The following is a 25378-nucleotide window of genomic DNA, read 5'->3' as shown; positions in this document are numbered from 1 at the left end:
GGCGGCGCCGGGCAGCGGGCGGGCGGCGCTAGGGTGGGGCCATGAAACTCTCCCCCACCCCGGCCGCGCAGCCCCTGGCTCCGTCACTCTCGGCCGGAACCGCCGCCCCGGAGTTTGCGGCCGTCCGTGAACTCTTTGACACGTTCCTGGCCCAGGACCCCGAGTACAGTGCGCAGCTGGCGGTGTACCGCGGAGGCGCCAAGGTCCTTGACCTCAGCGGCGGTCCCGGCCTGGGCCCGGGTGACATCACCGGAACCTACTCCTGCTCGAAAGGCGCCGCGGCCTTCGTCATCGCCCTGCTGGTGCAGGACGGGCTGCTGGACCTGGACGCCACCGTGGCGTCCTACTGGCCCGAATTCGGCGCCCGCGGCAAGGACCGGCTCACCGTCCGGCAGGCCCTCTCCCACCAGGCGGGCCTGCCGGGTATCCCTGGCGGCTTCTCGCTCGAGGAGTTCACGACGCCGGAAGCCGCCCGCCGCTTGGCCGACGCCGCGCCGCTGTGGCGTCCGGGACACATCTTCGGCTACCACGCGCTGACCATCGGCATTTTGATGGAGGAACTCTGCAGGAGGACCGCGGGCGCGCCGCTGCAGGAACTCTACGATGAGCGGCTCCGCCGTCCGTTCGGCATCGACTTCTTCCTGGGCCTGCCCGCCGGGGAGGAGCCGCGCTTCCGGGAGGTGCTCTACACGGATGACCCGGCCGCGGAGTGGCTGGACCCGCTCGGCTATGCCGGCCTGAACAGCAACGCTCCGGTCAGCGGCATCATGGAGCTGCCCAACCACCGCGGCGTCCGTGCCGCCGGCATGAGCAGCGCCGGGGGGATCGGCTCGGCGGAAGGGCTCGCCCGGCTCTATGCCGCGGCCACCACGGGCGTCGACGGCGGTCCCGGTTTCCTGGCGCCCGCGACCATCGGGCTGATGGCCGAAGAGCAGGTCTGGGGCCTGGACCGTTCCTCGGGACAGGACAATGCGTTCGCCGTGGTGTTTACGAAGCCGCAGCCCGGCCGGGACTTCGGCAGCCACCTCGCCTTCGGCCACGAGGGCGCCAACGCCGCGCTGGGCTTCGCCGACCCGGGCTACGGGATCGGCTTCGGCTACGTCCCCCGGCGCAGTGAGCAAGGCCGCACCGGCGGCAAGGCCCACCGGCTCTCCGCCGCGGTCCGGCAAGCCTGCCACGCCTGCGCCTGACGCCATCAGCGGCGCCGGCGGAGTTCGTCCAGTTGTCGCAGCAACGACGCGGCCCTAGGGTGAGCCGGGATGGCACACGAAAAAGAACACGTCGACGGAGCACACCCCTCGCGAATCCGCCGGCTGGGCCGCGCCGCGGCCGGGAGTGTGTCCGCTGCCCTGCTGTGGCCGCGCCTGCAACTGGCCACGAAGGCGGCGATTGCCGCCGGCCTGGCGTTTTTCATTGCCCCGTTTATGCCCGGATCCGCGGCGGACTACCCGTACTACGCCCCGCTCGGCGCGCTGGTCGCGATGTACGAAAATGTTTCCGGTTCCATGCGCCAGGGCTTCCAGACCCTCGTCGGCCTGGCCATCGGGATCGGCCTGGCCTTTGTGCTGTTCAGCCTCGGCGACCCGAGTCCCGTCACCGTCGCCATCGTGATGGGACTCGGCGTCATCCTCGCCGGGCTGCCCCGGATCGGCTCGGGCAGCGACTGGATCCCGACGGCGGCGCTGCTGGTGCTGCTGGTCGGCGGGCACAACCCGGACAAGTTCTCCTTCGGCTATCTCTTCCAGATGGGCGTCGGCGTCAGCGTCGGCATCGTGGTGAACCTGCTCGTCTTCCCGCCGCTGCACTTCAAGGCCGCCGCACTCAGCCTGGCCGAGCTGCGGCTGGCGCTGGCGCAGCAGCTCTGGGACATGGGCAAGGCCCTGCGTGAGAACTGGCCGCCGGAACATGAGGACTGGTCGCGCCGCTCCGAGGCGCTCGCCGGGCGCGCGCGGTCCGTGCGGGCCGCCGTGCAGAAAGCGGACGCGAGCCGCCAAGCCAATCCGCGGCGCCGGTTGCATCCCCGCGACGTGGAGGCGGACTACCGCGACCTGCGCGATCTGGAACGGCTAACCTTCCACATCCAGGATGTGACGCAGGTGCTCTCGGACGTCATCTGGGCGACGGACACCCCTTTTGTGATCCCGGACGGGTACGCCGAGCCGCTTGCCGAGGCCATGACCCTGGTGGGCGACGTCCTGCGCGCCGCCGAGGAGGAGGAACCACAGCGGCAGGCCGAACTCATTGAGGAAGCCGACTCCGCGGTCAAGGCCTTTACCGCCCGGGTCGCGGCCGAGGACCACTCCGTCGGCGCCCCCAGCGCCGTCGAGTCGATCCTGCTGAGCCTGCACCGGATGTTGCGCGTGGCGAAATCCGGCGGTGGGAAATCAGGCGGTGGAAACCGCGAAGCGGATGCCGCGCCCGCGGGCCCCAGCTAGCCGCCACACAGCCAGCCGCCGCCGTCGTTGCGCAGGGTGCGGGCTATTTCAGCGACGCCACCGCTCCGCTGAAGTGTTTGCGCCCCGAATGCGGGCTCCACGCCACATACTCGGAGCGTACCCACCCGCCGTCGTCCGACTGCACGGTACTGATGTCCAGCGCCACCCTGGCCGGCAGGAATACCGGCGCCTCGAACGCCACGTCCCAGCTGAAAGCGTCGCCCTTCGCGGCGCCGACGTCGGCCAGCGCCCTCGAGGCAAGGTACATGCCGTGCGCGATGGAGCGCCGCATGCCCAGGGCCTTGGCGCTGAGAACACTGAGGTGGATCGGGTTGAAGTCACCCGAAACGGCGGCGTACGCCCGGCCGGTGTCAACGCCGAGCTGCCACAACGCCGTCGGATCCGGCGCGCGGAACCCCCCGTCCGCGGCGGCCGCGGACGGCTTGTCGATTCCCGGCAGGAACACACCCTTCGCCAGGTAGGTGGACACGCCGCGCCAGCGGACGAAGTCCTCCCCGGCCCCGCGCACCACCGCCACCACGTCCAGTTGGGTGCCGGACCGGTGCCCTCGCAGGTTTTCCGCCCAGGCCCGGATGTCCAGCGCTTCGGTAAACAGCACCGGGGCGGACTGGACCACCTTGTTAGTGAGGTGGATCATCCCCAGCAGCGGCAACGGGAAGTCGTCCCGGTTCATCACGGACATGGACAGCGGGAACGTCAGGGCGTGGATGAATCCGGCCGGCAGCACATCGCTGGCGGTTTCGCCGATCAGGTGCTGGTAGGCCGTCAGGTTCGTGACTCCGGCTTTGACACCGCGGACCTCGTGGCTGACACCGGGAAGCTGCGTGCCGGCGTGCGCCCCCAGAAGCCGGCGGCGCGCCGCGGTGGCGGCGGCGTTGACGTACAGCTTGGAGAGCGACGGCATCTCGGCCAGGATCACGGGCTGACTCCCGGTCATGCGCCCACCAGGTTCTGCCCGCAAACGCGCAGCACCTCGCCGGAGATCCCGCCGGCCGCGTCGCTGGCCAGGAACGCGATGGCCTCCGCCACGTCTCCGGGCTGGCCGCCCTGCTGCAGTGAATTGAGCCGCCGGGCTACCTCGCGGGTGGCGAACGGGATCCGGGCCGTCATCTCGGTCTCAATGAAACCGGGCGCGACGGCGTTGATCGAGCCGCCGTGCGCGGCGAGCAGCGGCGCCGTGGCACGGACCATGCCCATCACGCCGCCCTTGGACGCGGCGTAGTTGGTCTGCCCGCGGTTCCCGGCGATGCCGCTGGTGGAGGCAACCGAGACAATCCGCGGCGAGTTCCGGAAGTGCTCCGAGGCCAGCAGCGCCTCGTTGATCCGCAGCTGGGCGGCGATATTCACGGCAATCACCGAGCTCCAGCGGGACTGGTCCATGTTGGCCAGCAGTTTGTCCCGCGTGATGCCGGCGTTGTGGATCACGATGTCCAGCCCGCCGTGGCGCTCCACGGCGTGGTCGATGATGCGCTGTCCCGCGTCGTCCCGGCTGATGTCCAGCTGCAGGGCGGTACCGTGCACCTCATTGGCGACCTTGGCGAGGTGGTCCCCGGCGGCCGGGACGTCGACGGCGACGACGGTGGCGCCGTCGCGGTACAGCGTGCGGGCAATCGCCGCGCCGATTCCGCGGGCGGCTCCGGTCACAACCGCGACCTTACCCGCCAGCGGCTTCTCGGCGTCGACCGGCAGCTGACCAGCCCCGGAGGAGACGGTGAGGAACTGGCCGTCCACAAAAGCGGAACGCCCGGAGAGGAAGAACCGGAGCGCACCCAGGGCGCTGGGGCTCGTAGTCCGCGCGTCGTCGGCCAGCAGGATGCCGTTGCCGGTGGCGCCGGCGCGCAGTTCCTTGGCCAGGGAGCGCAACAACCCGTCGATGCCCTGCCGGGCCGCCGCAGCGGCCGGATCCGCGGTGCCCGCGGCGGCGCGGGAGACAGTCACCACGCGGGCGTTCGCGGCGAGGTCCCGGAGCGAGGCCGCGGCGCTGAGCACGGGCTTTTCCAGGTCTTCGGGCCGGGCCGCCTCGTCCAGCACCAGGATGATCGCGCCGAGCTTCTCGCGCGGCACGGCGTGGCGGCGGACGTCGAGATCCCAGGAAAGCAGCGCGGCGGCGAGTTCATCGGCCCCACTGCCGGTGCCCTGTACCAGCACGGGTCCCTGGACCAGCGGCTGGCCGGGCTGGTGCCGCCGGAGCGCTACGGGCTGCGGCAGGCCGAGCTTCCGGGCGATGTCCTTGCCGAGGCCCTTGCTCACAAACTGGGTGTATTTGTCAGTCATTCGGTTCCCCTAGTGTGCTTCGAGAATAGCGACGACGCCCTGGCCGCCGGCGGCGCAGATGGAGATCAGGCCGCGTGCTGGCCGGCCGTCGACCTGCCCCTTGGCGTGCAGCATCTTCGCCAGCGAGGCGACGATCCGTCCGCCGGTGGCGGCGAAGGGGTGCCCCGCGGCGAGGGAGGAGCCGTTGACGTTGAGCCGGGCCCGGTCGATGCTGCCGAGCGCGCCGTCGAGGCCGAGCCGGGTGCGGCAGAACTCCTCGTCCTCCCACGCGGCCAGGGTGCTCAGCACGGTGCCGGCGAACGCCTCATGGATTTCGAAGAAGTCGATGTCCGCGAAGCTCAGGCCGTGGCGGACCAGCAGGCGCGGGACGGCGAACGCCGGCGCCATCAGCAGCCCGTCCTTGCCGTGGACAAAGTCGACGGCGGCGGCCTCGCCGTCGAGGACGGTGGCCAGTTTCGGCAGGTCGTGCGCGTCGGCCCATTCCTCGGTGGCGAGCAGCACGGTGGAAGCGCCGTCGGTGAGCGGGGTGGAATTGCCGGCCGTCATGGTCGCTTCAGCGCCGAGGTTCTTGCCGAAGACCGGCTTCAGGCCCGCGAGCTTCTCGAGCGTGGTGTCCGGGCGCAGGTTGGAGTCCTTGCTGAGCCCGCGGTACGGGGTGAGGAGGTCATCGAAGAAACCGGCGTCGTAGGCCGCTGCCAGGTTGCGGTGGCTGTTGTACGCCAGTTCGTCCTGGGCCTCCCGGGTGATCTTCCACTGCGCGGTGGTGAGCGCCTGGTGTTCGCCCATGGACAGTCCGGTCCGCGGCTCGCCGGTGTTCGGGGCGTCCGGGGCGAGGTCCTTGGGCCGGAGCCGGCTGAGTACCTGCAGCCGCTGCGGCAGTGTTTTGGCACGGCTCAGGTCCAACAGGATTTCGCGCAGCCCTTCGCTGACGGCGATCGGGGCGTCCGAGGCGGAGTCGACGCCGCCGGCAATGGCGGACTCGATCTGGCCCAGTTTGATCTTGTTGGCCAGGCCCAGCACGGTCTCAAGGCCGGTGGCGCAGGCCTGCTGCAGGTCGTACGCGGGGGTCTCGGCGGACAGCGCCGAGCCGAGCACAGCCTCGCGGGTGAGGTTGAAGTCGCGGGAATGCTTCAGGACCGCCCCGGCAGCAACCTCGCCGATCCGCTCGTCCTGCAGGCCGAACCGGGCAATGAGCCCGTCCAGTGCAGCGGTGAGCATGTCCTGGTTGGAGGACTTGGTGTAGGCGCCGCCGGTCCGGGCAAAGGGGATGCGGTTGCCGCCGACCACCACGGCCTTGCGGAGCTGCGGGGCCGCGGCTGCTGCTGCGGCGGCAGGCGCCGTGCTGTCCTTCGGTCCGGTCGTGGACGTTCCGTTTTCAGGCATGTGCTGTCTCCTTTGATCAAAGCGGATTACTGATACCCAGCGTACCTGATACGCTGGGTATCGTGAACATCCTCCAGGCTGAACCCCCCGCTCCGGGCGGCCCCGTCGACGGCCGCGCCTCCCGCTGGCAGTCCCACCGCGAGGAGCGGCGCCGCGAACTGATCAAGTCGGCGCGCAAGGCGGTGCACGCGCTGGGCAGCGAAGCCTCAATGGAGGACATCGCCGCGGCGGCCGGGACGTCCAAGTCCGTCTTCTACCGCTATTTTGGCGACAAGGCCGGCCTCCAGCAGGCCGTGGGCGAGGTGGTGCTGAACCAGATGCAGCGGCGCATCCAGGAAGCCGCCCAGGCCGCCCAGACCCCGCGCGAAGGGCTGTACGCCATGGTCTCCGCCTACCTGCAAATGGCCGAGACCAGCCCGAACGTCTATACCTTTGTCACCCGTTACGCACCCGGCGACGCCGAGAGCCACTCAGGTTCCCTCGCCGCGGCCGGGGCGCTGGGCCACTTCTTCGCTGCGATCAGCGAGATGATCGCCCTGCCCATGCGGAACCAGCTGCGCGCCGTTCCGGGCAAGGAAGCCGTGATCGGCTACTGGCCGAACGCCGCGATCGGCCTGGTCCGGAACGCGGGCGAACAGTGGCTGGCCAGCCCGGCCTCCCCGGCCAGGCCGGGCCAGGAAGCGATGGCCCGCCAGATCACCGACTGGCTCTGTTTCGGCATCGCGCCCGAACTGCAGGACCCGCCGGGCCCCGCACCGGACACCCGGCCCTAGACCACCACTGCCCGAACCTCTTACTGCCAACCATCAATCGCCAAAGCGGCAAATTGCCAGCACCGCAACTTGCCAGCAACCGCAATGTCAGTGCCAACGAAGGAATCGACATGACTGAACTAGCCGACCGCGCCGCGGGCCGCCTCACTCCCCCGGCCACCGGAACCAGGACCTCGCCGGCCGCCTCCGCCACCGGAACCCATGCCGCCGGGACCCCCGCCGTCGACGTCGCCGCGCTCGGCGAGCAGCTGCTGGGCAAGTGGGCGGCGGTCCGCCGGCAGGCCCGCGAGCTGGCCGGCCGGCCGGAACTGCACAAGACCGAGGGGCTGACCCACACCGAACACCGGCAGCGGGTCTTCGGCCAGCTGAAGATCCTGGTGGACAACGGCGCCGTGCACCGCGCCTTCCCGGCGGAGGTCGGCGGCGCGGACGAGCACGGCGGCAACGTGGCGGGCTTCCAGGAGCTGGTCATTGCCGACCCCTCGCTGCAGATCAAGGCCGGCGTGCAGTGGGGGCTCTTCGGCTCCGCCGTGAACCACCTCGGCACCGAGGAACACCACAAGAAGTGGCTGCCGGGCATCATGAGCCTGGAGATCCCGGGCTGCTTCGCCATGACCGAGACCGGCCACGGCTCGGACGTCGCCAGCATCGCCACCACCGCCACCTACGACCCGGCCGCCGGCGAATTCGTGGTGCACACACCGTTCCGCGCGGCCTGGAAGGACTACATCGGCAACGCGGCCACCGACGGCCTCGCCGCCGTCGTCTTCGCCCAGCTGGTGACCAACGGCATCAACCATGGCGTGCACGCGTTCTACATGGACCTGCGCGACCCGCAGACCAAGGAATTCCTTCCCGGCATCGGCGGCGAGGACGACGGGGTCAAAGGCGGCCTGAACGGCATCGACAACGGCCGGCTGCACTTCAACCAGGTACGGATCCCGCGGACGAACCTGCTCAACCGATACGGCAACGTCGACGCCGACGGCACCTACAGCTCGACCATCGCCAGCCCGGGGCGCCGCTTCTTCACGATGCTGGGGACCCTGGTCCAGGGCCGGGTGTCGCTGGACGGCGCCGCCGTGACCGCCTCGAAATTGGCCCTCAAGACTGCCATCCAGTACGCCTCCGAGCGCCGCCAGTTCAACGCCTCCTCCGCCACGGACGAGGAGGTGCTGCTGGACTACCAGCGGCACCAGCGCCGGCTGTTCACCCGGCTTGCCACCACCTATGCGGCAAGCTTCGCCAGCGAGCAGCTGCTGCAGAAGTTCGACGACGTGTTCTCCGGCCGGAACGACACCGACGAGGACCGCCAGGACCTCGAAACCCTGGCCGCGGCGCTGAAACCGCTCAGCACCTGGCACGCCCTCGACACCTTGCAGGAGTGCCGCGAAGCCTGCGGCGGCGCCGGCTTCCTGATCGAGAACCGGTTCGCCTCGCTGCGCGCCGACCTGGACGTCTACGCCACCTTCGAAGGCGACAACACCGTGCTGCTGCAGCTAGTCGCGAAGCGCCTGCTGGCCGACTACGCCAAGGAATTCCGGAACGTCGACTTCGGCGTGCTGGCCCGCTACGTCGTAGGCCAGGCCACCGGCGCGGCCATCCACCGGACCGGGCTGCGCGGCGTCGCCCAGTTTGTGGCGGACTCCGGTTCGGTCCAGAAAGCCGCCAGCGCCATCAAGGACGAGGCGGGCCAGCGGGCCCTGCTGACTGAGCGGGTCCAGGCCATGGTCGCCGACGTCGGTTCCGCGCTGAAGGGGGCGAACAAGCTGCCGCAACAACAGGCCGCGGCGCTGTTCAACAGCCACCAGAACGAGCTCATCGAGGCGGCCCAGGCGCACGCCGAACTGCTGCAGTGGGAGGCCTTCACCGAGGCACTGGGCCACGTCACGGACCCCGGCACCAAGGCGGTCCTGACCTGGCTGCGCGACCTGTTCGGCCTGTCCCTGATCGAGAAAAACCTGTCCTGGTACCTGATGAACGGCCGGCTCTCGATGCAGCGCGCCCGCACCGTGGGCGAGTACATCAACCGGCTCCTCGTCAAGCTCCGCCCGCACGCCCTGGACCTGGTGGACGCCTTCGATTTCGGCCCGGAGCACCTCCGCGCCGCGATCGCCACCGGGGCGGAGAAAACCCGCCAGGACGAGGCCCGGGAATTCTTCCGGCAGCAGCGCGCCAGCGGCCAGGCGCCGCTGGATGAGAAGATCCTGCTGGCCCGCACAGCGCGGGAAGGCAAGGCCCCCGGAAAGGCCCGGGCCGGGAAGCCCGCTTCCGGCAAGGCACAGCGCACTAAATAACAGCGCGGCGAACTAACAGCACCTTACGACGACGGCGCCGCCCCTTGGCCGGGGCGGCGCCGTCGTCGTTGTTCCCTTCGCTTCCTGGTTTCCTACTGCGGGAGGACCGACCGGTAGACCTCAAGGGTGGTCTCCGTGATGGACTCCCAGGAGAAGTGCTCCTCGGCCCGGCGGCGGCCGGCCTGGCCCATCGCGCGGGCGCGGGCCGGGTCGGAGACCACCTCGGTCAGGGCCGCGGCGAACTCCGTCACGAACTTTTCCGGATCCAGCGGGGTGCCGGTGCCGTCGGTGACCTGCTCAAGCTGCACCAGCAAACCGGTCTCGCCGTGCTGGACCACCTCGGGGATGCCACCGGTGGCGCTGGCCACCACCGCGGCGCCGCAGGCCATCGCCTCCAGGTTCACGATCCCGAGCGGCTCATAGATGGACGGGCAGGCAAACGCGGTGGCGTGGCTGAGGACCTGGACCAGTTCGTTGCGCGGCAGCATCCGCTCCACGAGGATCACGCCGCTGCGCTGGCCCTGCAGTTCCTCGATCAGCCGGGCGGTCTCCGCGGCGAGTTCCGGCGTGTCCGCGGCGCCGAGGCACAGCACCAGCTGGACGTCGGCGGGCAGCTTCGCAGCGGCCCGCAGCAGGTACGGGACGCCCTTCTGCCGGGTGTTGCGGCCCACGAAGACGACGCTGGGCCGCGCCGGGTCAATGCCCAGGGCACGGACCACGTCGTCGTTCTCGTCACGGTTCCAGAGGCTGACGTCGATGCCGTTGTGGACCACGCGGACCTTCGCCGGGTCCACCTCGGGGTAGCTGCGCAGGATGTCCTGCCGCATGCCTTCGGACACGGCGATGATCGCGGCGGCGGACTCGTAGGCGGTTTTCTCCACCCAGGAGGAGAGGGCGTAGCCGCCGCCGAGCTGCTCTGCCTTCCAGGGCCGCAGCGGCTCCAGGCTGTGCGCGCTGAGCACGTGCGGGATGCCGTGCAGCAGCGAGGCGATGTGCCCGGCCATGTTGGCGTACCAGGTGTGCGAGTGCACGAGGTCCGCGCCGGCGACGTCCGGAACGATCCGCAGGTCCACGCCGAGGGTCTGCACCGCCGCGTTGGCGCCGGCCAGATCCTCCGGCACGGCGTAGGACGTTACGGTCGCCCCGTGGTAGTCCGGGGTGCGCGGCGCACCGAAGGCCCGCACCTGCAGATCCACCCTCTGGGCCAGCACCCGGCTGAGTTCGGCCACGTGGACGCCGGCGCCCCCATAGATTTCGGGCGGGAATTCCTTGGTCACAATGTCTATTCGCACAAACCCCAAGGTAGTCCTTCCGGCTGATCTGTTCTAGTGTGAAGAGGTCCGGGCACACCGGACAGTTTTGGGGAGCAGACGAAGGCGTTCAGGAGCGATCACCATGCCGCAGCAGAAGAAAGTCTTGGCCATTGTCCTCGCAGGTGGCGAGGGAAATAGGCTGATGCCGTTGACGGCCGACCGGGCCAAGCCGGCCGTTCCGTTCGCCGGAAGTTACCGGCTGATTGATTTTGCCCTTTCCAACCTGGTCAATTCCCGGTATTTGCAGATTGTTGTCCTCACGCAATACAAATCCCACAGCCTTGACCGGCATATTTCCGAGACCTGGCGTATGTCCACGCAGCTCGGCAATTACATCGCCTCCGTGCCCGCCCAGCAGCGGGTCGGCAAGAGCTGGTTCCTGGGCAGCGCCAACGCCATCTACCAGTCCCTGAACCTGATCCACGACGCCAACCCCGACATCGTCGTCGTGGTCGGTGCGGACCACGTGTACCGCATGGATTTCGCGCAGATGGTCGCCCAGCACGTCGCCAGCGGCGCGAAGGCAACGGTGGCCGCCGTGCGCCAGCCCCTGCACATGGCCGACCAGTTCGGCGTGATCGAAGTGGACCAGGAGAACCCGGAGAAGATTGCGGCCTTCGTGGAGAAGCCGTCCTCGACGCCCGGCCTCGCCGCGGATCCCAGCCAGTTCCTGGCCTCCATGGGCAACTACGTCTTCAACGCCGACGCCCTCGTGGAGGCGCTGCACGTCGACGCGGAGCGGCTCGACACCAAGCACGACATGGGCGGGGACATCATTCCCTACTTCGTCGACCAGGGCGAGGCCGGGGTCTATGACTTCACCCTCAACGACATCCCCGGCTCCACCGAACGCGACCGCACCTACTGGCGCGACGTCGGCACCATCGATTCGTTCTACGACGCCCACATGGACCTGATCTCCCCTGTGCCGGTGTTCAACCTGTATAACTCGGAATGGCCGATCTACACCCGCCAGAGCATCTCCCCGCCGGCGAAATTTGTCCGCGGCGAGGGCGGCACCGTGGGCACGGCCCTGGATTCGATCGTGGCCAGCGGCGTCGTGATCTCCGGCGGCATCGTGGAAGGTTCGGTGCTTTCCAACGACGTCTACGTCGGCACCGCCAGCCGGGTCCTTGACTCGGTGCTGATGGACAAGGTGCAGGTCGGGGCCGGCGCCGTCGTCAAGCGCGCCATCGTGGACAAGAACGTCCGGATCCCGGCCGGTGCCGCGATCGGGCTGGACCCCGAACTGGACCGGGCCCGCGGCTTCAAGGTCACCGATTCCGGCATCACGGTCCTGTCCAAGGGCCAGGAGGTGCCCGAACCCGGCGACGCCGAACGCTCCCTGTCCGCGGCCAACCTGTACCTGGTGCCCGACGCCGTGAAGACGGCCACCGAGAACTGGCCGGCCGGACGCGAGTCCGTGGAAAAGGTCGGCGAGGTGCACGCCGCCGCAGTCGGCGTCGAGCCTCCGGGGAAGACCTCGACGAAGGCGTACTGAGCCGCGGGCCTGAGCCGGGGCCGCCAATCGGCGCCCCCGGTTCCGGGCCAGCAATATCCGGCGTCGGGTCGGGGCCGTGACAGGCTGTAAAATTGGCCCAATGAGCTCTCCCGATCTGCCCCCCGTGCCGGCCAGCGATTCACCGGCCCCGGTTGACCTGACCCCCGCGGAAATCGCGGCCTGCCTCAAGGTGCTCAACAGCATCCACGTCTACGACGAAGAGCACCCGGACTACGTCTCGATCCGCCGTGCGACCGGCAAGATGTTCAAGGCGGTCAAGCGCCACCGCCGGACCACCAAGCGGGACCTCATCGCCGAGGCGGACCGCGCCGTGATCGCCCAGACCGCGACGGCGGCCCCGGACCGGATCGACGACGAGACGCGCGGGAACAAGCTGGCGCCCTCTGCCACCGGCGAGGTCGCCGGGCACCTGATCCGCTCGCGGCCCTGCTACATCTGCAAGCAGCACTACACGCAGGTGGACGCCTTCTACCACCAGCTCTGCCCCGAATGCGCCCTCTTCAGCCACAGCAAGCGCGATGCGCGGACCGACCTGAGCGGCCGCCGCGCACTGTTGACCGGCGGCCGGGCCAAGATCGGCATGTACATCGCCCTACGGCTGCTCCGCGACGGCGCCCACACCACCATCACCACCCGCTTCCCCAAGGACGCCGCCCGGCGCTTCGCCGCGATGGAGGACAGCGCGGACTGGCTGCACCGGCTGCGGATCGTGGGCATCGACCTGCGTGATCCCTCCCAGGTGATGGCGCTGACGGACTCTCTCGATGCCGCCGGCCCGCTGGACATCATCATCAACAACGCGGCCCAGACGGTCCGGCGCTCGGGCAACGCCTACAAGCCGCTCGTCGACGCCGAGGACGAGCCGCTGCCGGCGGAGCTGCAGGCGGCCAACGGCGGCCCCGAACTGGTCACCTTTGGCCACGCCCACGACAAGCACCCGCTCGCCCTGGCCAGCTCGGTCCTGGAGCACCCCGTGCTGGCCGGCGACGCCATCACCTCGCTGGCGCTGTCCACCGGTTCCGCCTCACTGGAGCGGATCGCCGCGGGCACCGCGATCGACGCCGGCGGCCTGGTCCCGGACCTCGCCAGCATCAACAGCTGGACCCAGGTGGTGGACGAAGTGGATCCCCTGGAGATGCTCGAAGTGCAGCTCTGCAACGTCACCGCGCCGTTCCTGCTGGTCAGCCGGCTGCGCGGGGCGATGAAGCGCTCCACGGCGCGGCGGAAGTACATCGTGAACGTCAGCGCCATGGAGGGCCAGTTCTCCCGCGCCTACAAGGGCCCCGGGCACCCGCACACCAACATGGCCAAGGCCGCGCTGAACATGATGACGCGCACGTCCGCCAAGGAAATGCTGGACTCCGACGGCATTCTGATGACCGCCGTCGACACCGGCTGGATCACCGACGAACGTCCCCACTACACGAAGGTTCGGCTGATGGAGGAAGGCTTCCACGCCCCGCTGGACCTTGTCGACGGCGCGGCCCGGGTCTACGACCCGATCGTTATGGGCGAGTCGGGCGAGGACCAGTACGGCGTGTTCCTCAAGGACTACAAGCCCAGCCCCTGGTAGGCCCCGGCCCGTGCGGTGTTCTAGCAGCGCCGCGGTGGCGGCGCCACGGGCCTTATGGCCCTAATGGGCCCCAAGGGCTGTCCGTAACGTGGAGCTGTGAATACGACGACGCCACCGCCAAATTTCCAGTTGTCCATCGACCAGTGCTGGGTGCTGCTCGACAGCGAAGTGGTCGGGCGGATTGCCTTGATCGTGGACGGCCATCCGGAGGTTTTCCCGGTGAACTTTGTCCTGCAGCGCCGCTCGATCGTGTTCCGCACCGCCGGCGGGACAAAGCTCTGGGGCGCCATCACCTCCAAGCCGGTGGCGTTTGAAATCGACGGGTACGACGCCCACGAGCAGACGGCCTGGAGCGTCGTTGCCCGCGGCGAGGCCGAACTGATCGAAGACCAGGCGGACAAAGACGCGGTGGACGAGCTGCTGCTGGAGCCCTGGCAGCCTGGTGAGAAGAACTACTACGTCCGGCTGGCGCCGAAGGCCCTCACCGGTCGCCGTTTCAAGGTCAACAACCCGGATGTGTGGCGCACACGACTTGCGGACCCGCGCCGGGCCGCTTTTGAGTAGTCCGGAGCCGTGAATGCTTCCCGGGGCTGATCCGTCCCGGAGCCGGCCCGGCTAGCGCTTTTCCGGCGCGTGCACCACCAGGACGGGGCAGTGTGCGTGCGCCACGAGCGCGGAGCTCACCGAGCCGAGCAGCAGGCCGCCGAAGCCGCCATGTCCGCGCCGGCCCAGCACCAGCAGGTCCGCGTTGCGGCTTTCCTCGAGCAGCATCCGGCGCGGATGCCCCTGGACCAGCCGGGTTTCCACGTTGGCAGGAAGGGTGTCGCCGAAGGCCTTCACCACTGTTTCCTGCAGGATTTCACCGGCGCGCACGTCAAAGTCATTGATCCCCATGGCCACGTAGCCGTCGTACACCGGCGGCACGTCCCAGCAGGCCAGCGCAACGATGTTGGCGGACAACGGAAGCGCCAGGCCCTGGGCCTGGCGCAGCGCCTCCACCGAGGCCTCCGATCCGTCGACGCCGACCAGGATGGTCCGAATGCCCGTAGCCTCGCTCATGACTGGTCCCTTCGTCGTGCCCCCGCGGCGCGTAGCTCCAAGGATTCCGCCGCCCGCGTAGCCCGGGCTAGGGCCGAAAGTCACGGCCCCGAACCGGCCCACGGGCCGCCGTGGGCCGAACGGCCCTTGCCCGGGACCGGCGGCCGGCCGGAGACTGGCTGTGCGGGGCGAAGAAATATTCGGGCCCCGCGACCATTGGCGGCCTCTGGAGGTCACAATGGAAGGTACGACTCCACCACAACTCAGGATCCAGCGGTTAGGGTTCCGCACAAGATGGACGGGCGAAGTCTGTTACGCACCTGCGACGCGAGCTGGGGAGCTCCGCGGGAAGCGTGGCAGCAACGGCGCCCTGACGGGAGAAACATGATTGCCTGGGCAGATGCCGGTCTCACTGCAGCCGAGGGCCATCCGGCTGTCATCCGTGTGTTCATCCTCGACGACCACGAACTGGTCCGCCGCGGCCTGCAGGAACTGCTAGAGGGCGAGGGCTTCCTCGTGGTCGGCAGCTCCGGATCTGCGGTGGAGGCGACCCGCCGGATCCCGGCGCTACACCCCGACGTCTGTGTCCTGGACGCCCGGCTGCCCGACGGCACCGGAATCGAGGTCTGCCGGGACGTGCGCTCCATCGATCCCTCGCTGAACTGCATCATCCTCACCAGTTTTGACGACGAGCAGGCCCTGCGCGGTGCCGTCCTCGCCGGGGCCTCCGGTTACGTCCTCAAGGAGATCGGCGGCACCGACCTGATCGGTGCGCTGCGCCGCGCCGCGGCCGGCGAATCCCTCTTCGAGGATGGCGTCGCTGCCGGGATCGTTGAGAGCCTGGTGGAAACCGAGGAGGTCGATCCGCGCACCGCTGCCCTCACGCCGCAGGAGCGCAGGGTGCTGGAGCTGGTCGGCGGCGGCCTGACGAACCGCCAGATCGCGGCCGAGATGTTCCTGGCCGAAAAGACCGTGAAAAATTACGTCTCGTCCCTGCTGGCCAAACTGGGCTTCGAGCGCCGGACCCAGGCGGCGGTCTTCATCGCCAGCCCGGCCGGCGCCCCGGCGGGCACACCTGCCGACGCTGCCCGGCAGCACAGCGTGCGCTGACGGCTCCGGCGGACAGGCCACGCCGGGAGCGGGGCCGATAGCCGCTAGAGCGGGACGGACCATTCAACGCTGGTGCCGGCGTCCGGCGCCGTCGTAATGGTGCACTGGCCGTCCAGCATCCGTGCCCGGTCTTCCAGGTTGGCCAGGCCGTTGCGTTCCTGGCTGTCGTTGAACCCGGAGCCGTTGTCCGTGATGACCACCGTGACCTGGCCCTTGATGACGGCGACGGAGACCGAGATGGCATCCGCGCCGGAATGCCGGACGGCGTTGCTCAGCCCTTCGGAGACCACCGCCACTACGTTGTCCGCCTTGTCCGGCGTGACCGCGTCCACCGGCCCGGTCAGCGTGAGCCGGGGCGTGAAGGGCATGGATTTGGCCGAACTGCGGGTCACGCGCCGGATCCTGCCGCTGAGCAGTTCGGTCTCCCCGCTGCTGCTCTTGAGCGAGTAGATGGTGTCCCGCAGGCTGCGGATCGCCTCGTCCAGTTCGCCGGTGATGTTGCGGATCCGTTCCGTTGCCAGTTCGTCCTTGGTGAACCGGGTCAGGCTCTGGACGCTCAGCCCGGCGGCGAACAAGCGCTGGATGACCAGGTCGTGCAGGTCCCGGGCGATCCGGTCCCGGTCGGTGAAGACCAGCAGTTCCTCGCGGAGCCGGTGCACCCGGGCGAGTTCCAGGGCCAGGGCCACATGCGAGCCGAAGACGGCCCCCATCTCGATGTCGGTGCGCGCGTACCGCAGCGATTCCTGTTTGCGGGCCAGCAGCAGCAGCCCGTGGTGGGCGCCCTGGGTGCTGAGGGCGACCGCGAGCAGCGGGCCCAGGCAGCCGCCGTCGGTGCCTTCCAGCATCCCGTCCGTGTGCTCGAAGATGACCGGTTCGCCGCCGTTAAGCACGTCCTGCAGCTCGGGTGCGTCAAGGGTCAAGGATTTGCCGGCGAAGTTCTTCGCCCGCTCCCCCGCGGCACCGGCCACGATGTAACCGGGGCCGGACACATCCGGTGCCACAATCAGGGCCAGCTGGGAGTCGGACTCCTGCAGCGCCCGGGCCGCGATGGGATCGAGGCCACCCGAGGTGTAGTCCCGGTCGCTGCCGAGCATCAGCCCGGACACGTCCATGCACGCTTCCAGCCAACGGGCACGGCGCCGGGAGTCGTCGTAAAGTTTCGCGTTCTCGATCGCGACGCCGGCGGCGGCGGCCAGCGCCACCGCAAGCGCCTCATCTTCCGCGGTGAAGTCCCCGCCGCCTTCCTTCTCGGTCAGGTAAAGGTTGCCGAACACGGTGTCCCGGACCCGGACCGGGACGCCGAGGAAGGACTGCATGGGCGGATGGTGCTCCGGGAAACCGTAGGCCTCCGGATGTTTGCGCAGGTCATGGAGCCGCAGCGGCCTGGGATCGCTGATCAGCAGGCCCAGCACCCCGTGCCCGGTGGGCAGCGGGCCGATCTGCCGGGCGAGTTCGCCGTCGATTCCGACGGTGATGAAGTGGCTGAGCGCATGGTCATCGCCGATCACGCCGAGGGCGCCGTAGCGGGCATGCAAGAGTCGGCACGCGGACTGCACCACACGTTCCAGCACGGCATCCAAACTGAGGTCCTCGGCCACGGCGACGACGGCTTCGAGCAGGCCGGCCATGCGCTCCTGAGACTGAAGCAGCTCTCCGGCGCGGGAGACAAAGTCCTTGAGCAGGTCCTCGATCCGGGGGTTGCCGGAGGAGACGATGTCCGGGCTGTTACCAGGTGCATGCATCTTCATTGGCCCCAATTCTCACGACGTACATCCGCGCCGATGACGTGTTGCCAGAATACCCCCATCCGCAGCGCCGGGACCTAAAAGGGGCTGAGGTTTATTACGCCGCCGGGCCGTTATGCCCTAGCCCCGACGCCGCCGGCCGACGTAGGCTCGGCGCCATGAGCACTGATCCGAAAGCTGCCGCCGGCCAGCCCCACGACGTCGAAAACCTGGAGAACCACGAGTGCTGGAGGCTGTTGCGCAGCGTCACGGTGGGCCGGATGGCCGTCTGGGTGGACGACCACCCGGACATCTTCCCGATCAACTACAAGGTGGACCACGGAACCCTCGTGTTCCGCACGGCGGAGGGCACCAAGCTGCAGGCCGCCACCGGAGACACCCCGGTGGCCGTCGAGGCCGACGGCGTGGACGCGGACAGCGGGATCGCCTGGAGCGTCGTCATCAAGGGCCAGGCCGCCGCGGTGAAGAACCAGGAGGAGGTCCTGGACACCGTGGGCCTGCTGCTGTTCCCCTGGCAGGCAGGCAAGAAGGAGCACTTCGTCCGGATCACGCCGGACTCCGTCACCGGACGGCGTTTCAAGATCGTGCCCCCGCTGACCTGGTGGACGCCGCTGGATGACGCGACCCGCTCCGGTTTCGAATAACCCCCAGCCCGAACAACCCCCAGCCACGTCGGATGCGGGTGGGGGGCGCGGTTTAGGCCAATCGGGTGATTTCCACCGTCACGGCCAGGGCGGAGCCCCCGCCGCCGGAGAGGATGCCCTTCAGCGGCGGCACATCCCGGTAGTCCCGGCCGCGCGCCACGGTCACGTGGAAGTCCCCGGCCGGCTTGTGGTTGGTCGGATCCCAGCTGCGCCACTCGCCGTCCCACCACTCCAGCCACGCATGGGACTGACCGGCGACCGTCTCGCCGAGCTCCGCCGTCGAACGCGGGTGCAGGTAGCCGGAGACGTACCGGGCTGGGATCCCGCAGCTGCGCAGCGCCCCGATGGCCAGGTGCGCGAGGTCCTGGCAGACGCCCTGGCGCTGGTTCCACGCCTCTTCGGCGTTCGTAGTGACGCCGGTGGAGCCTTTCATGTAGGTCATCTCGCCGCGCATCCATTCGAAGACGGCCATGGCCGCCTCATGCGGGTTCCGTCCCTCGACGACGCCGGGGACGATCGCGAGGACCTCGGCGCCCGGGCCGGTCAGCTGCGACTGCGGGATCCAGTCGCTGAACTGGTTGAGCGTCTCCGGCGCGGCGAGTACGTCCCAGCCCACAATGTCCGCCTCGGCCGGGATCCGCTCCACGCGGTGGACCTCCACCGTGGTGGTGGAGAGAACCTCGAGGTGGTCGTGCGGCATCTGCATGTCGAACGCCGTCACGCGGGTGCCCCAGTAGTCGCGGTAGCTGCTGAGCGCCGCCTGCGACGGCGAGACCTTCATCGAGGACTCCAGCACCACCTGCTGGGGGTCCGTCAGCGGCGTCATCCGTGCCTCGTTGTACGAGAGCGTGACCCGCTTGTTGTACTTGTACGCGGTCTTGTGGGTGATGCTGAGCCGGGTCATGAAACTTCTCCCACCCAGGCCAGTTCGTCTGCCTGATTGAAGTACTTACGGGAAATGGCGTCCGAGGCCTGCGACACGGCCTTCTGCACACGCTCCATGTGTTCGGGCAGTTCGGACATCAGGTCATCGGTGCGGTGGAACTCCAGGAACGTCCGGGCCTGGCCCACGATCCGGCGGGCGTCGTTGATGAAGCCGACCCGCTGGGCCGACGGATCCAGCTTGGCGAGGCAGTCGTCGGCGTCGCGCAGGGCGTAGACGATGGACCGCGGGAACAGCCGGTCCAGCAGCAGGAACTCGGCCGCGTGCTGGTCACCGAAGGCGGCGCGCCGGGTCCGCAGGAACGACTCGTACGCGCCGGCGCAGCGGAGCATGTTCACCCAGGACATGCCGGCCGAGAGCACGTCCCGGGTGGAGAGCATCCGTGCGGTCATGTCGGCGCGCTCCAGCGAACGGCCCAGCACCAGGAACAGCCAGCTTTCGTCGTGGCTGACCGTGGTGTCCGCGAGGCCGCTGACCATGGCGGTGCGTTCCAGTACCCAGTTGCAGAAGCGGTACGTGCCCACCACGTCCTTCCGATGCTGGTTCAGCCCGTAATAGGTGGTGTTCAGGCTTTCCCAGAGCCCGGAAGACACGGTTTCCCTGGCCCGCCGGGCGTTCTCACGCGCGGCGCCGAGGGACCCGGCGATCGAGGTGGCGCTGTGCTTGTCGTAGGCCAGGGCGTGCAGCAGCTCATCGAGGCCGAACTCCTCGGACTGCGGCCGCGCACCCATCACGGCGAGGAGTTCCTGCGCGACGCTGCGCTGCTCCTCCATCGGCAAGTGGTTCAGCCGTTCCAGGTGGACGTCCAGGATGCGGGCGGTGCCGTCGGCACGTTCCACATAACGGCCGATCCAAAACAGTGACTCGGCGATACGGCTAAGCATTCGCGGCTACCTCCTGCGCCTCGGACATCTGCTGCTGTTGCTGTTCCTTCTGGCTGTCGCGCCAGTTGCTCTCCACCGGCCAGACCGACACCCGCTCGCGGACCGCGATGGCTGGCCGCGGGATGACCTCGACCGGGACCTGCGGGGAATCCGCCAGCACCCAGGTGTCCTTGGAGCCGCCGCCCTGGCTGGAGTTCACGATCAGGGAGCCCTCCTTGAGCGCCACCCGGGTGAGGCCGCCGGGCAGGACCCAGACGTCGTCGCCGTCGTTCACCGCGAAGGGCCGCAGGTCCACGTGCCGCGGGCCGAACTTGTCGCCACTGAGTGTGGGCACGGTGGAGAGCTGCAGCACCGGCTGCGCGATCCAGCCGCGCGGGTCGGCGATGATGCGCTTGCGCAGGGCCTCGAGCTCGTCCTTGGACGCGTCGGGGCCGATCACGAGGCCCTTGCCGCCGGAGCCGTCCACCGGCTTGACCACCAGCTCGTCGAGCCGGTCCAGCACATGCTCGCGGGCTTCCTTCTCTTCGAGCCGGAAGGTGTCCACGTTGGCGATCACGGGTTCCTCGCTGAGGTAGTACCGGATCAGGTCCGGCACGTAGCTGTAGACCAGCTTGTCGTCCGCGACGCCGTTGCCCACCGCGTTGGCGATCGTGACGCCGCCGGCGCGGGCGGCGTTGACCAGTCCCGGGCAGCCGAGCATGGAGTCGGAGCGGAACTGCAGCGGGTCGAGGAACTCGTCGTCGATCCGCTTGTAGATCACGTCCACGCGCTGTTCACCGGCGGTGGTGCGCATGTAGACCCGGTTGCCGCGGCAGATCAGGTCCCGGCCCTCGACCAGCTCGACGCCCATCAGGCCCGCCAGCAGGGTGTGCTCGAAGTAGGCGCTGTTGAACACGCCGGGGGTCAGGACCACCACGGTGGGGTCGTCGACGCCGGACGGCGCCGTTTTGCGCAGCGCGGACAGCAGCCGGCGCGGGTATTCCTCCACCGGGCGGATGAGCTGCTGGCCGAACGCCTCCGGCAGGCCCTTGGCCATGGCACGGCGGTTCTCCAGGACGTAGCTGACACCGGAGGGGACCCGGACGTTGTCTTCGAGCACCCGGAAGGTTCCCGCCGCGTCGCGGACGACGTCGATGCCGGAAATGTGGACGCGGACGCCGCCGGCCGGTTCGAAGCCGTGGACCTGGCGGTGGAAATGCGCGCTGGTGGTCACCAGCTGCCGCGGAATGACGCCGTCGGAGACCACCGTCATCTTGTCGTACACGTCGTTGAGGAACGCCTCAAGCGCCCGGACACGCTGGGCGACGCCGCGTTCCAGGACCGTCCACTCATCGGCCGGGATCACCCGGGGCACAATGTCCAGCGGGAAGGGCCGCTCCTCCCCCGCGAAGTCGAAAGTCACGCCGCGGTCCAGGAAGGTCCGCGCCATGGAGTCGGCGCGGGCGGTGACGTCGGCCAGCGACAGTTCCTGCAGTGCCCCGGCCACCTGCCCGTAGGAGCGCCGGGCCTGCTGGTCCGGGGTGAACATCTCGTCGTAGGCGCCGCTGCGGCCGGCGGCCTCGGAGTAATCCTGGAATAGGTCAGACATGCCCACTAGCCAACCACCTTTTCGTTACGAAATCATTTCGGCGCAGGCCCGCGGGGCGTGTTGCGGCCCACGCTGCGATATTTAGCCGGCGGTTGCGGCAAGGTGGGGTGCGTGCCTTTGATCCGCCCCTCCTTTCCGCACCGCCGCCCGGGCCGCCTGCAGCCGCTGGTGCCCGGCCTGCTGGCCTGCGCTGCTGCCGTCGCCGCCGCCCTCGCCGTCCACCTGGCGCTGCCCGCGCTGCCGGCCATGACCGTGGCCGTGCTGCTGGGGCTGCTCGCCGCGAACCTTCCCGGCGTGTCCGGCTGGAGCGCCGGGGCCGGCCGGCCTGGACTGGACTTCGCCGGCAAGCACCTGATGCGCAGCGGGATCGTGGTGCTGGGGCTCAAGGTCAGTGTGGTGGACGTGCTGGGCCTGGGCGTGCCCGCGCTGTTAGTGATCACCGGGGTGGTGCTGGCGGCGTTCGCCGGCACCTACGGCATCGGCCGGCTGTTCCGGCTGCCGCCGGCGGTGTCGCTGCTGCTCGCGACCGGATTCGCCATCTGCGGCGCCTCCGCGATCGGCGCGATGGCCGCCGTGCGCCGCATCCGGCAGCAGGACACCGTGCTGCCGATCGCGCTGGTCACGCTCTGCGGCACACTCGCGATCGGCGTCCTGCCGCTGCTGATCGGGCCGCTGGGGCTGGGCCCGGAGGCTTTCGGGGCCTGGGCGGGCGCGTCGGTGCACGACGTCGGGCAGGTCGTCGCCACCGCGCAGACTGCCGGCGCCTCGGCGCTCGCCGTCGCCGTCATCGTCAAGCTCACCCGGGTACTGCTGCTCGCACCCATGGTCGCCGCGGCCGGGATCCACCACCGGCTCGGGTCCGACGACGGCGGGAAGCTTCCCCCGGTCGTGCCGCTGTTCGTCGTGGGGTTCATCGCCATGGCCGCCCTGCGGTCCGCCGGCTGGCTCTCCCCGGGGGTACTCGGGGCGGCCGCGGTGCTGCAGGACGTGCTGCTGGGCATGGCGCTCTTCGGCCTCGGGTCGGCCGTCCGGGTCGGGCACCTGTTGCGGACCGGTACCCCCGCCCTGTTGGCCGCGCTGGCGTCGTGGCTGCTGATCGCCGCGCTGGGACTGGCCGCCGCCGTCGTCCTTATCCCCGGCCGCTGACCGACCGCCCCGCCGATTCCCGGCCGCTGACCGACCGCCCCCCCGGCACCGCCCGTGATTAGATAGCGGAGTGTCGAACCAGAACCTGAGCCGTGACGAAGCGGCAACCCGCTCAGCCCTGATCACCACCCACAGCTACGACGTCTCCCTCGACGTCCGCCAGGCGGCGGATCCCGCGGTTGCGGGCTACACCAGCCGCAGTGTCATCACCTTCTCCGCCAGCGAACCCGGCGCGTCCACCTTCCTGGACTTCATCAGCAGTTCGGTGCACAGCGTCTTCCTCAACGGCAAGGGCCTGCCCGTGGCCGATGTCGTGGACGGCTCACGGATCCGCCTGGACAACCTGCAGGCCGAGAACCAGGTCACGGTCACCGGCACCGCCCGGTTCAGCACCTCCGGCGAGGGCATGCACCGCTTCTTCGACCCCGCCGACGGCCAGTGCTACCTCTACACCCAGTACGAACCGGCCGACGCGCGGCGCGTATTCGCGAATTTCGAACAACCCGACCTCAAGGCCGAGTTCACCTTCCACGTGATGGCCCCGTCCGAGTGGCAGGTGTCCTCCAACGGCGCCGAAACCCTCCGCACCCAGCTGACCAGCGATCCGGCAACAAGCCGCTGGGACTTCGCCCCCACCAAGCCGATGTCCACCTACATCACCACCGTGCTCGCCGGCCCCTACTTCAAGGCCGAGGACACCTGGCACGGGAACCTCGCGGATGGAACCGCCCTTGACGTGCCGCTGGGGCTCTACTGCCGCGCCTCCATGGCACCGTCCTTCGACGCGGCAGAACTGTTCCTGCTGACCCGGAACGGCCTGGACTTCTTCAACGACCTCTTCGACTACCCCTACCCCTGGGGCAAATACGAGCAGGCCTTCGTGCCCGAGTACAACCTCGGCGCCATGGAGAACCCGGGCCTGGTCACGTTCACCGAAAGCTACGTCTTCACCTCCCGGGCCGCCGACTCGCAGTACCAGGGCCGTGCCAACACGCTGCTGCACGAGATGGCGCACATGTGGTTCGGAGACCTCGTCACGATGCGGTGGTGGGACGATCTGTGGCTCAAGGAGTCCTTCGCCGACTACATGGGCACCCTCGGTGTGGACCGGACCACGGACTGGGCGACTGCGTGGGTCAACTTCGCCAACAACCGCAAGGCCTGGGCCTACGTCCAGGACCAGCTGCCCACCACGCACCCGATCGTCGCGGACATCCCGGACCTCGAGGCCGCGAAGCAGAACTTCGACGGCATCACCTACGCCAAGGGCGCCTCGGTGCTCAAGCAGCTGGTGGCCTACGTGGGCTTCGACGCGTTCATCGCCGGCTCCCGCCAGTACTTCCGCGACCATGCCTACGGCAACACGACCCTGGCGGACCTGCTGGCCGCGCTCAGCGCCGCCTCCGGCCGGGACCTCGCCACGTGGGCCCGGCAATGGCTGCAGACCTCCGGCATCTCGACCCTCATCACCGAGATCGAAGAGCACGACGGCGTCCTGGGCGCCGTGTCCCTGCTCCAGCACGCCGAAGACCCGATCACCGGCCGCCAGGAGCCGCGCCCGCACCGGCTGCGGATCGGCCTGTACAACCCCGACGCCACCGGAGCCCTGGTCCGCACCGACAGTGTGGAGACCGACGTCGACGGCGAACGCACCCTGGTGGGCCAGCTCGCCGGCATGGCCCGCCCGGCGCTGCTGCTGGTCAACGACGAGGACCTCAGCTACGCCAAAGTCCGGCTGGATCCGCACTCGGAGGCCACCGTGCGCAGTTCGCTGGGCTCGATCGGCGATCCGATGGCACGGGCCCTGTGCTGGACCGCGTTGTGGGACTCAGCCCGGGACGCCGTCACGCCCGCGGCCCGCTACGTCGAGGCTGTGCAGCGCTTCGGCCCCGCCGAGACCGGCATCGGTGTGCTCCTGAATGTCCTGGGCAACGCCGGAACGGCAATCGAACGCTACGTGCCCGCCGCCACGCGGAGCACCGTCCGCAGCGCCTTCCTCAGCGCAGCGGCCGCGGAGCTGCGGAACGCGGCGCCCGGCTCCGACCAACAGCTGGCCTGGGCGCGCACCGTGGCCGCCACGAGCCGCTACGACGCGGGAGAGCTGGACCTGGTCAGGGGCCTGCTGGACGGCAGCACCGTCATCGAAGGCCTTTCCGTCGACGCGGAGCTCCGCTGGAACCTCTGGCACGCCCTCGCGGCCAACGGGCAGGCGGACCCGGCGCAGCTGGACGCCGAACTGGACCGGGACAACACCGCCTCGGGCAAGTCCGGTCACGCCACGGCCCTCGCGGCCCGGCCCGACCCGGCGGTCAAGGATGCCGCCTGGGACGCCGCGGTCCACGGCACGGAACTGTCCAACCAGCTACTCAGTGCCACCATCGCGGGCTTCAACACGGCGCCGGCCACCCTGCTGGATAACTACGTGGAACCCTACTTCGAGTGCCTCGAACGGGTCTGGGCGGACCGCAGCATCGAGATCGCCAGCCGGATCGTCCGCGGGCTCTACCCGGCCGGCCAGGACCTCGGCCGGGGCGGCGGCGCCCCGGCCGGGCACCCGGTGATCGCCCGGACGGACCAGTGGCTGGCCGAACATCCGGACGCGCCGCGGGCACTGCGCCGGATCATCATCGAACAGCGCAGCCAGTTGCTCCGCGCGCTCACCGCGCAGGCGGCGGCCTAGCAACCCCGC

The 25378-nt window shown here is 69.4% G+C and carries 20 protein-coding genes; 11 read left to right on the top strand and 9 right to left on the bottom strand.

Annotation, left to right across the window (positions count from 1 at the left end; translation table 11 throughout):
• Nucleotides 1–41: 41 nt before the first annotated feature.
• Together AC1MED_RS09205 and AC1MED_RS09200 are read left to right on the top strand one after the other, a co-directional pair.
• Nucleotides 42–1190 carry a serine hydrolase domain-containing protein gene (locus AC1MED_RS09205; RefSeq protein ID WP_479783059.1) on the top strand — a complete coding sequence of 383 codons (1149 nt, stop codon included), beginning with the start codon at nucleotides 42–44 and terminating at the stop codon, nucleotides 1188–1190.
• A 69-nt stretch (nucleotides 1191–1259) separates the two neighbouring features.
• Nucleotides 1260–2435, top strand: coding sequence for an FUSC family protein (locus AC1MED_RS09200; RefSeq protein WP_479783058.1), 1176 nt, complete (start codon nucleotides 1260–1262; stop codon nucleotides 2433–2435).
• Nucleotides 2436–2478: 43 nt separating this feature from the next.
• On the opposite strand, the gene AC1MED_RS09195 is transcribed toward AC1MED_RS09200, so the two are convergent.
• Genes AC1MED_RS09195 through AC1MED_RS09185 form a run of 3 tightly spaced genes read right to left on the bottom strand, consistent with a single transcriptional unit; the run spans nucleotide 2479 to nucleotide 6113 of the window.
• Nucleotides 2479–3393, bottom strand: coding sequence for a MaoC family dehydratase (locus tag AC1MED_RS09195; protein ID WP_479783057.1), 915 nt, complete (start codon nucleotides 3391–3393; stop codon nucleotides 2479–2481).
• Entirely contained in the window at nucleotides 3390–4730 is a 1341-nt protein-coding gene (locus AC1MED_RS09190; protein ID WP_479783056.1) for a 3-oxoacyl-ACP reductase, read from the bottom strand. The genes AC1MED_RS09195 and AC1MED_RS09190 overlap by 4 nt, the downstream gene beginning before the upstream one ends.
• Before the next feature lie 9 nt (nucleotides 4731–4739).
• Nucleotides 4740–6113, bottom strand: coding sequence for an acetyl-CoA C-acetyltransferase (locus tag AC1MED_RS09185; protein WP_479783055.1), 1374 nt, complete (start codon nucleotides 6111–6113; stop codon nucleotides 4740–4742).
• 62 nt (nucleotides 6114–6175) lie between these two features.
• Here AC1MED_RS09185 and AC1MED_RS09180 point away from each other — a divergent pair, with 62 nt between their 5' ends.
• Nucleotides 6176–6886, top strand: a complete 711-nt coding sequence (locus AC1MED_RS09180; RefSeq protein WP_479783054.1) for a TetR family transcriptional regulator — start codon at nucleotides 6176–6178, stop codon at nucleotides 6884–6886.
• A gap of 110 nt (nucleotides 6887–6996) precedes the next feature.
• Nucleotides 6997–9183 (top strand): acyl-CoA dehydrogenase family protein, encoded by a 2187-nt coding sequence (locus tag AC1MED_RS09175; RefSeq protein ID WP_479783053.1) that lies wholly within the window; start codon nucleotides 6997–6999, stop codon nucleotides 9181–9183.
• A gap of 92 nt (nucleotides 9184–9275) precedes the next feature.
• On the opposite strand, the gene glgA is transcribed toward AC1MED_RS09175, so the two are convergent.
• Nucleotides 9276–10475, bottom strand: coding sequence for a glycogen synthase (glgA, locus tag AC1MED_RS09170; protein ID WP_479783052.1), 1200 nt, complete (start codon nucleotides 10473–10475; stop codon nucleotides 9276–9278).
• Nucleotides 10476–10578: 103 nt separating this feature from the next.
• Between glgA and glgC the strand changes: the two genes are divergently transcribed.
• From glgC to AC1MED_RS09155, 3 genes are all read left to right on the top strand, one after another.
• Nucleotides 10579–11997, top strand: a complete 1419-nt coding sequence (glgC, locus tag AC1MED_RS09165; protein WP_479783050.1) for a glucose-1-phosphate adenylyltransferase — start codon at nucleotides 10579–10581, stop codon at nucleotides 11995–11997.
• Nucleotides 11998–12097: 100 nt separating this feature from the next.
• Nucleotides 12098–13591: an SDR family NAD(P)-dependent oxidoreductase gene (locus AC1MED_RS09160; protein WP_479783049.1), complete on the top strand. Its 1494-nt coding sequence runs from the start codon at nucleotides 12098–12100 to the stop codon at nucleotides 13589–13591.
• Nucleotides 13592–13687: 96 nt separating this feature from the next.
• The gene (locus tag AC1MED_RS09155; RefSeq protein ID WP_479783048.1) at nucleotides 13688–14155 is read left to right on the top strand and encodes a pyridoxamine 5'-phosphate oxidase family protein; all 468 of its coding nucleotides are present in this window, start codon (nucleotides 13688–13690) and stop codon (nucleotides 14153–14155) included.
• A 51-nt stretch (nucleotides 14156–14206) separates the two neighbouring features.
• On the opposite strand, the gene AC1MED_RS09150 is transcribed toward AC1MED_RS09155, so the two are convergent.
• Nucleotides 14207–14650 (bottom strand): universal stress protein, encoded by a 444-nt coding sequence (locus tag AC1MED_RS09150; RefSeq protein ID WP_479783047.1) that lies wholly within the window; start codon nucleotides 14648–14650, stop codon nucleotides 14207–14209.
• Between the two features lie 363 nt (nucleotides 14651–15013).
• On the opposite strand from AC1MED_RS09150, the gene AC1MED_RS09145 reads away from it, so the two are divergent.
• Nucleotides 15014–15739 carry a response regulator transcription factor gene (locus tag AC1MED_RS09145; RefSeq protein WP_346958111.1) on the top strand — a complete coding sequence of 242 codons (726 nt, stop codon included), beginning with the start codon at nucleotides 15014–15016 and terminating at the stop codon, nucleotides 15737–15739.
• A gap of 44 nt (nucleotides 15740–15783) precedes the next feature.
• Here AC1MED_RS09145 and AC1MED_RS09140 read toward each other — a convergent pair whose 3' ends face one another.
• Entirely contained in the window at nucleotides 15784–17481 is a 1698-nt protein-coding gene (locus AC1MED_RS09140; RefSeq protein ID WP_479786634.1) for a GAF domain-containing sensor histidine kinase, read from the bottom strand.
• A gap of 161 nt (nucleotides 17482–17642) precedes the next feature.
• Between AC1MED_RS09140 and AC1MED_RS09135 the strand changes: the two genes are divergently transcribed.
• Nucleotides 17643–18128 carry a pyridoxamine 5'-phosphate oxidase family protein gene (locus AC1MED_RS09135; protein WP_346958112.1) on the top strand — a complete coding sequence of 162 codons (486 nt, stop codon included), beginning with the start codon at nucleotides 17643–17645 and terminating at the stop codon, nucleotides 18126–18128.
• A 52-nt stretch (nucleotides 18129–18180) separates the two neighbouring features.
• On the opposite strand, the gene AC1MED_RS09130 is transcribed toward AC1MED_RS09135, so the two are convergent.
• Genes AC1MED_RS09130 through AC1MED_RS09120 form a run of 3 tightly spaced genes read right to left on the bottom strand, consistent with a single transcriptional unit; the run spans nucleotide 18181 to nucleotide 21543 of the window.
• Nucleotides 18181–19032 (bottom strand): transglutaminase family protein, encoded by an 852-nt coding sequence (locus AC1MED_RS09130; protein ID WP_479783046.1) that lies wholly within the window; start codon nucleotides 19030–19032, stop codon nucleotides 18181–18183.
• Nucleotides 19029–19955 carry an alpha-E domain-containing protein gene (locus AC1MED_RS09125; RefSeq protein WP_056739454.1) on the bottom strand — a complete coding sequence of 309 codons (927 nt, stop codon included), beginning with the start codon at nucleotides 19953–19955 and terminating at the stop codon, nucleotides 19029–19031. Before AC1MED_RS09125 ends, AC1MED_RS09130 begins: the two co-directional genes overlap by 4 nt.
• Nucleotides 19948–21543 (bottom strand): circularly permuted type 2 ATP-grasp protein, encoded by a 1596-nt coding sequence (locus tag AC1MED_RS09120; RefSeq protein ID WP_346958114.1) that lies wholly within the window; start codon nucleotides 21541–21543, stop codon nucleotides 19948–19950. Before AC1MED_RS09120 ends, AC1MED_RS09125 begins: the two co-directional genes overlap by 8 nt.
• A gap of 111 nt (nucleotides 21544–21654) precedes the next feature.
• Here AC1MED_RS09120 and AC1MED_RS09115 point away from each other — a divergent pair, with 111 nt between their 5' ends.
• Nucleotides 21655–22689, top strand: a complete 1035-nt coding sequence (locus AC1MED_RS09115) for a YeiH family protein (protein WP_479783045.1) — start codon at nucleotides 21655–21657, stop codon at nucleotides 22687–22689.
• A 70-nt stretch (nucleotides 22690–22759) separates the two neighbouring features.
• Nucleotides 22760–25369: an aminopeptidase N gene (pepN, locus tag AC1MED_RS09110; protein ID WP_479783044.1), complete on the top strand. Its 2610-nt coding sequence runs from the start codon at nucleotides 22760–22762 to the stop codon at nucleotides 25367–25369.
• Nucleotides 25370–25378: the final 9 nt, after the last annotated feature.

It is taken from the genome of Arthrobacter sp. BI5, from assembly GCF_056680065.1.
The sequence above is the reverse complement of the archived record's forward strand: the minus strand, read 5'-3'. Positions and strand labels throughout refer to the sequence as shown.

Excerpts from the sequence above, each read along its gene's own strand:
- AC1MED_RS09205 (WP_479783059.1), top strand. The coding sequence starts at position 42 with ATGAAACTCTCCCCCACCCCGGCCGCGCAGCCCCTGGCTCCGTCACTC.
- AC1MED_RS09200 (WP_479783058.1), top strand. The coding sequence starts at position 1,260 with ATGGCACACGAAAAAGAACACGTCGACGGAGCACACCCCTCGCGAATC.
- AC1MED_RS09195 (WP_479783057.1), bottom strand. The coding sequence starts at position 3,393 with ATGACCGGGAGTCAGCCCGTGATCCTGGCCGAGATGCCGTCGCTCTCC.
- AC1MED_RS09190 (WP_479783056.1), bottom strand. The coding sequence starts at position 4,730 with ATGACTGACAAATACACCCAGTTTGTGAGCAAGGGCCTCGGCAAGGAC.
- AC1MED_RS09185 (WP_479783055.1), bottom strand. The coding sequence starts at position 6,113 with ATGCCTGAAAACGGAACGTCCACGACCGGACCGAAGGACAGCACGGCG.
- AC1MED_RS09175 (WP_479783053.1), top strand. The coding sequence starts at position 6,997 with ATGACTGAACTAGCCGACCGCGCCGCGGGCCGCCTCACTCCCCCGGCC.
- glgC (WP_479783050.1), top strand. The coding sequence starts at position 10,579 with ATGCCGCAGCAGAAGAAAGTCTTGGCCATTGTCCTCGCAGGTGGCGAG.
- AC1MED_RS09160 (WP_479783049.1), top strand. The coding sequence starts at position 12,098 with ATGAGCTCTCCCGATCTGCCCCCCGTGCCGGCCAGCGATTCACCGGCC.
- AC1MED_RS09150 (WP_479783047.1), bottom strand. The coding sequence starts at position 14,650 with ATGAGCGAGGCTACGGGCATTCGGACCATCCTGGTCGGCGTCGACGGA.
- AC1MED_RS09145 (WP_346958111.1), top strand. The coding sequence starts at position 15,014 with ATGATTGCCTGGGCAGATGCCGGTCTCACTGCAGCCGAGGGCCATCCG.
- AC1MED_RS09140 (WP_479786634.1), bottom strand. The coding sequence starts at position 17,481 with ATGCATGCACCTGGTAACAGCCCGGACATCGTCTCCTCCGGCAACCCC.
- AC1MED_RS09135 (WP_346958112.1), top strand. The coding sequence starts at position 17,643 with ATGAGCACTGATCCGAAAGCTGCCGCCGGCCAGCCCCACGACGTCGAA.
- AC1MED_RS09130 (WP_479783046.1), bottom strand. The coding sequence starts at position 19,032 with ATGACCCGGCTCAGCATCACCCACAAGACCGCGTACAAGTACAACAAG.
- AC1MED_RS09125 (WP_056739454.1), bottom strand. The coding sequence starts at position 19,955 with ATGCTTAGCCGTATCGCCGAGTCACTGTTTTGGATCGGCCGTTATGTG.
- AC1MED_RS09120 (WP_346958114.1), bottom strand. The coding sequence starts at position 21,543 with ATGTCTGACCTATTCCAGGATTACTCCGAGGCCGCCGGCCGCAGCGGC.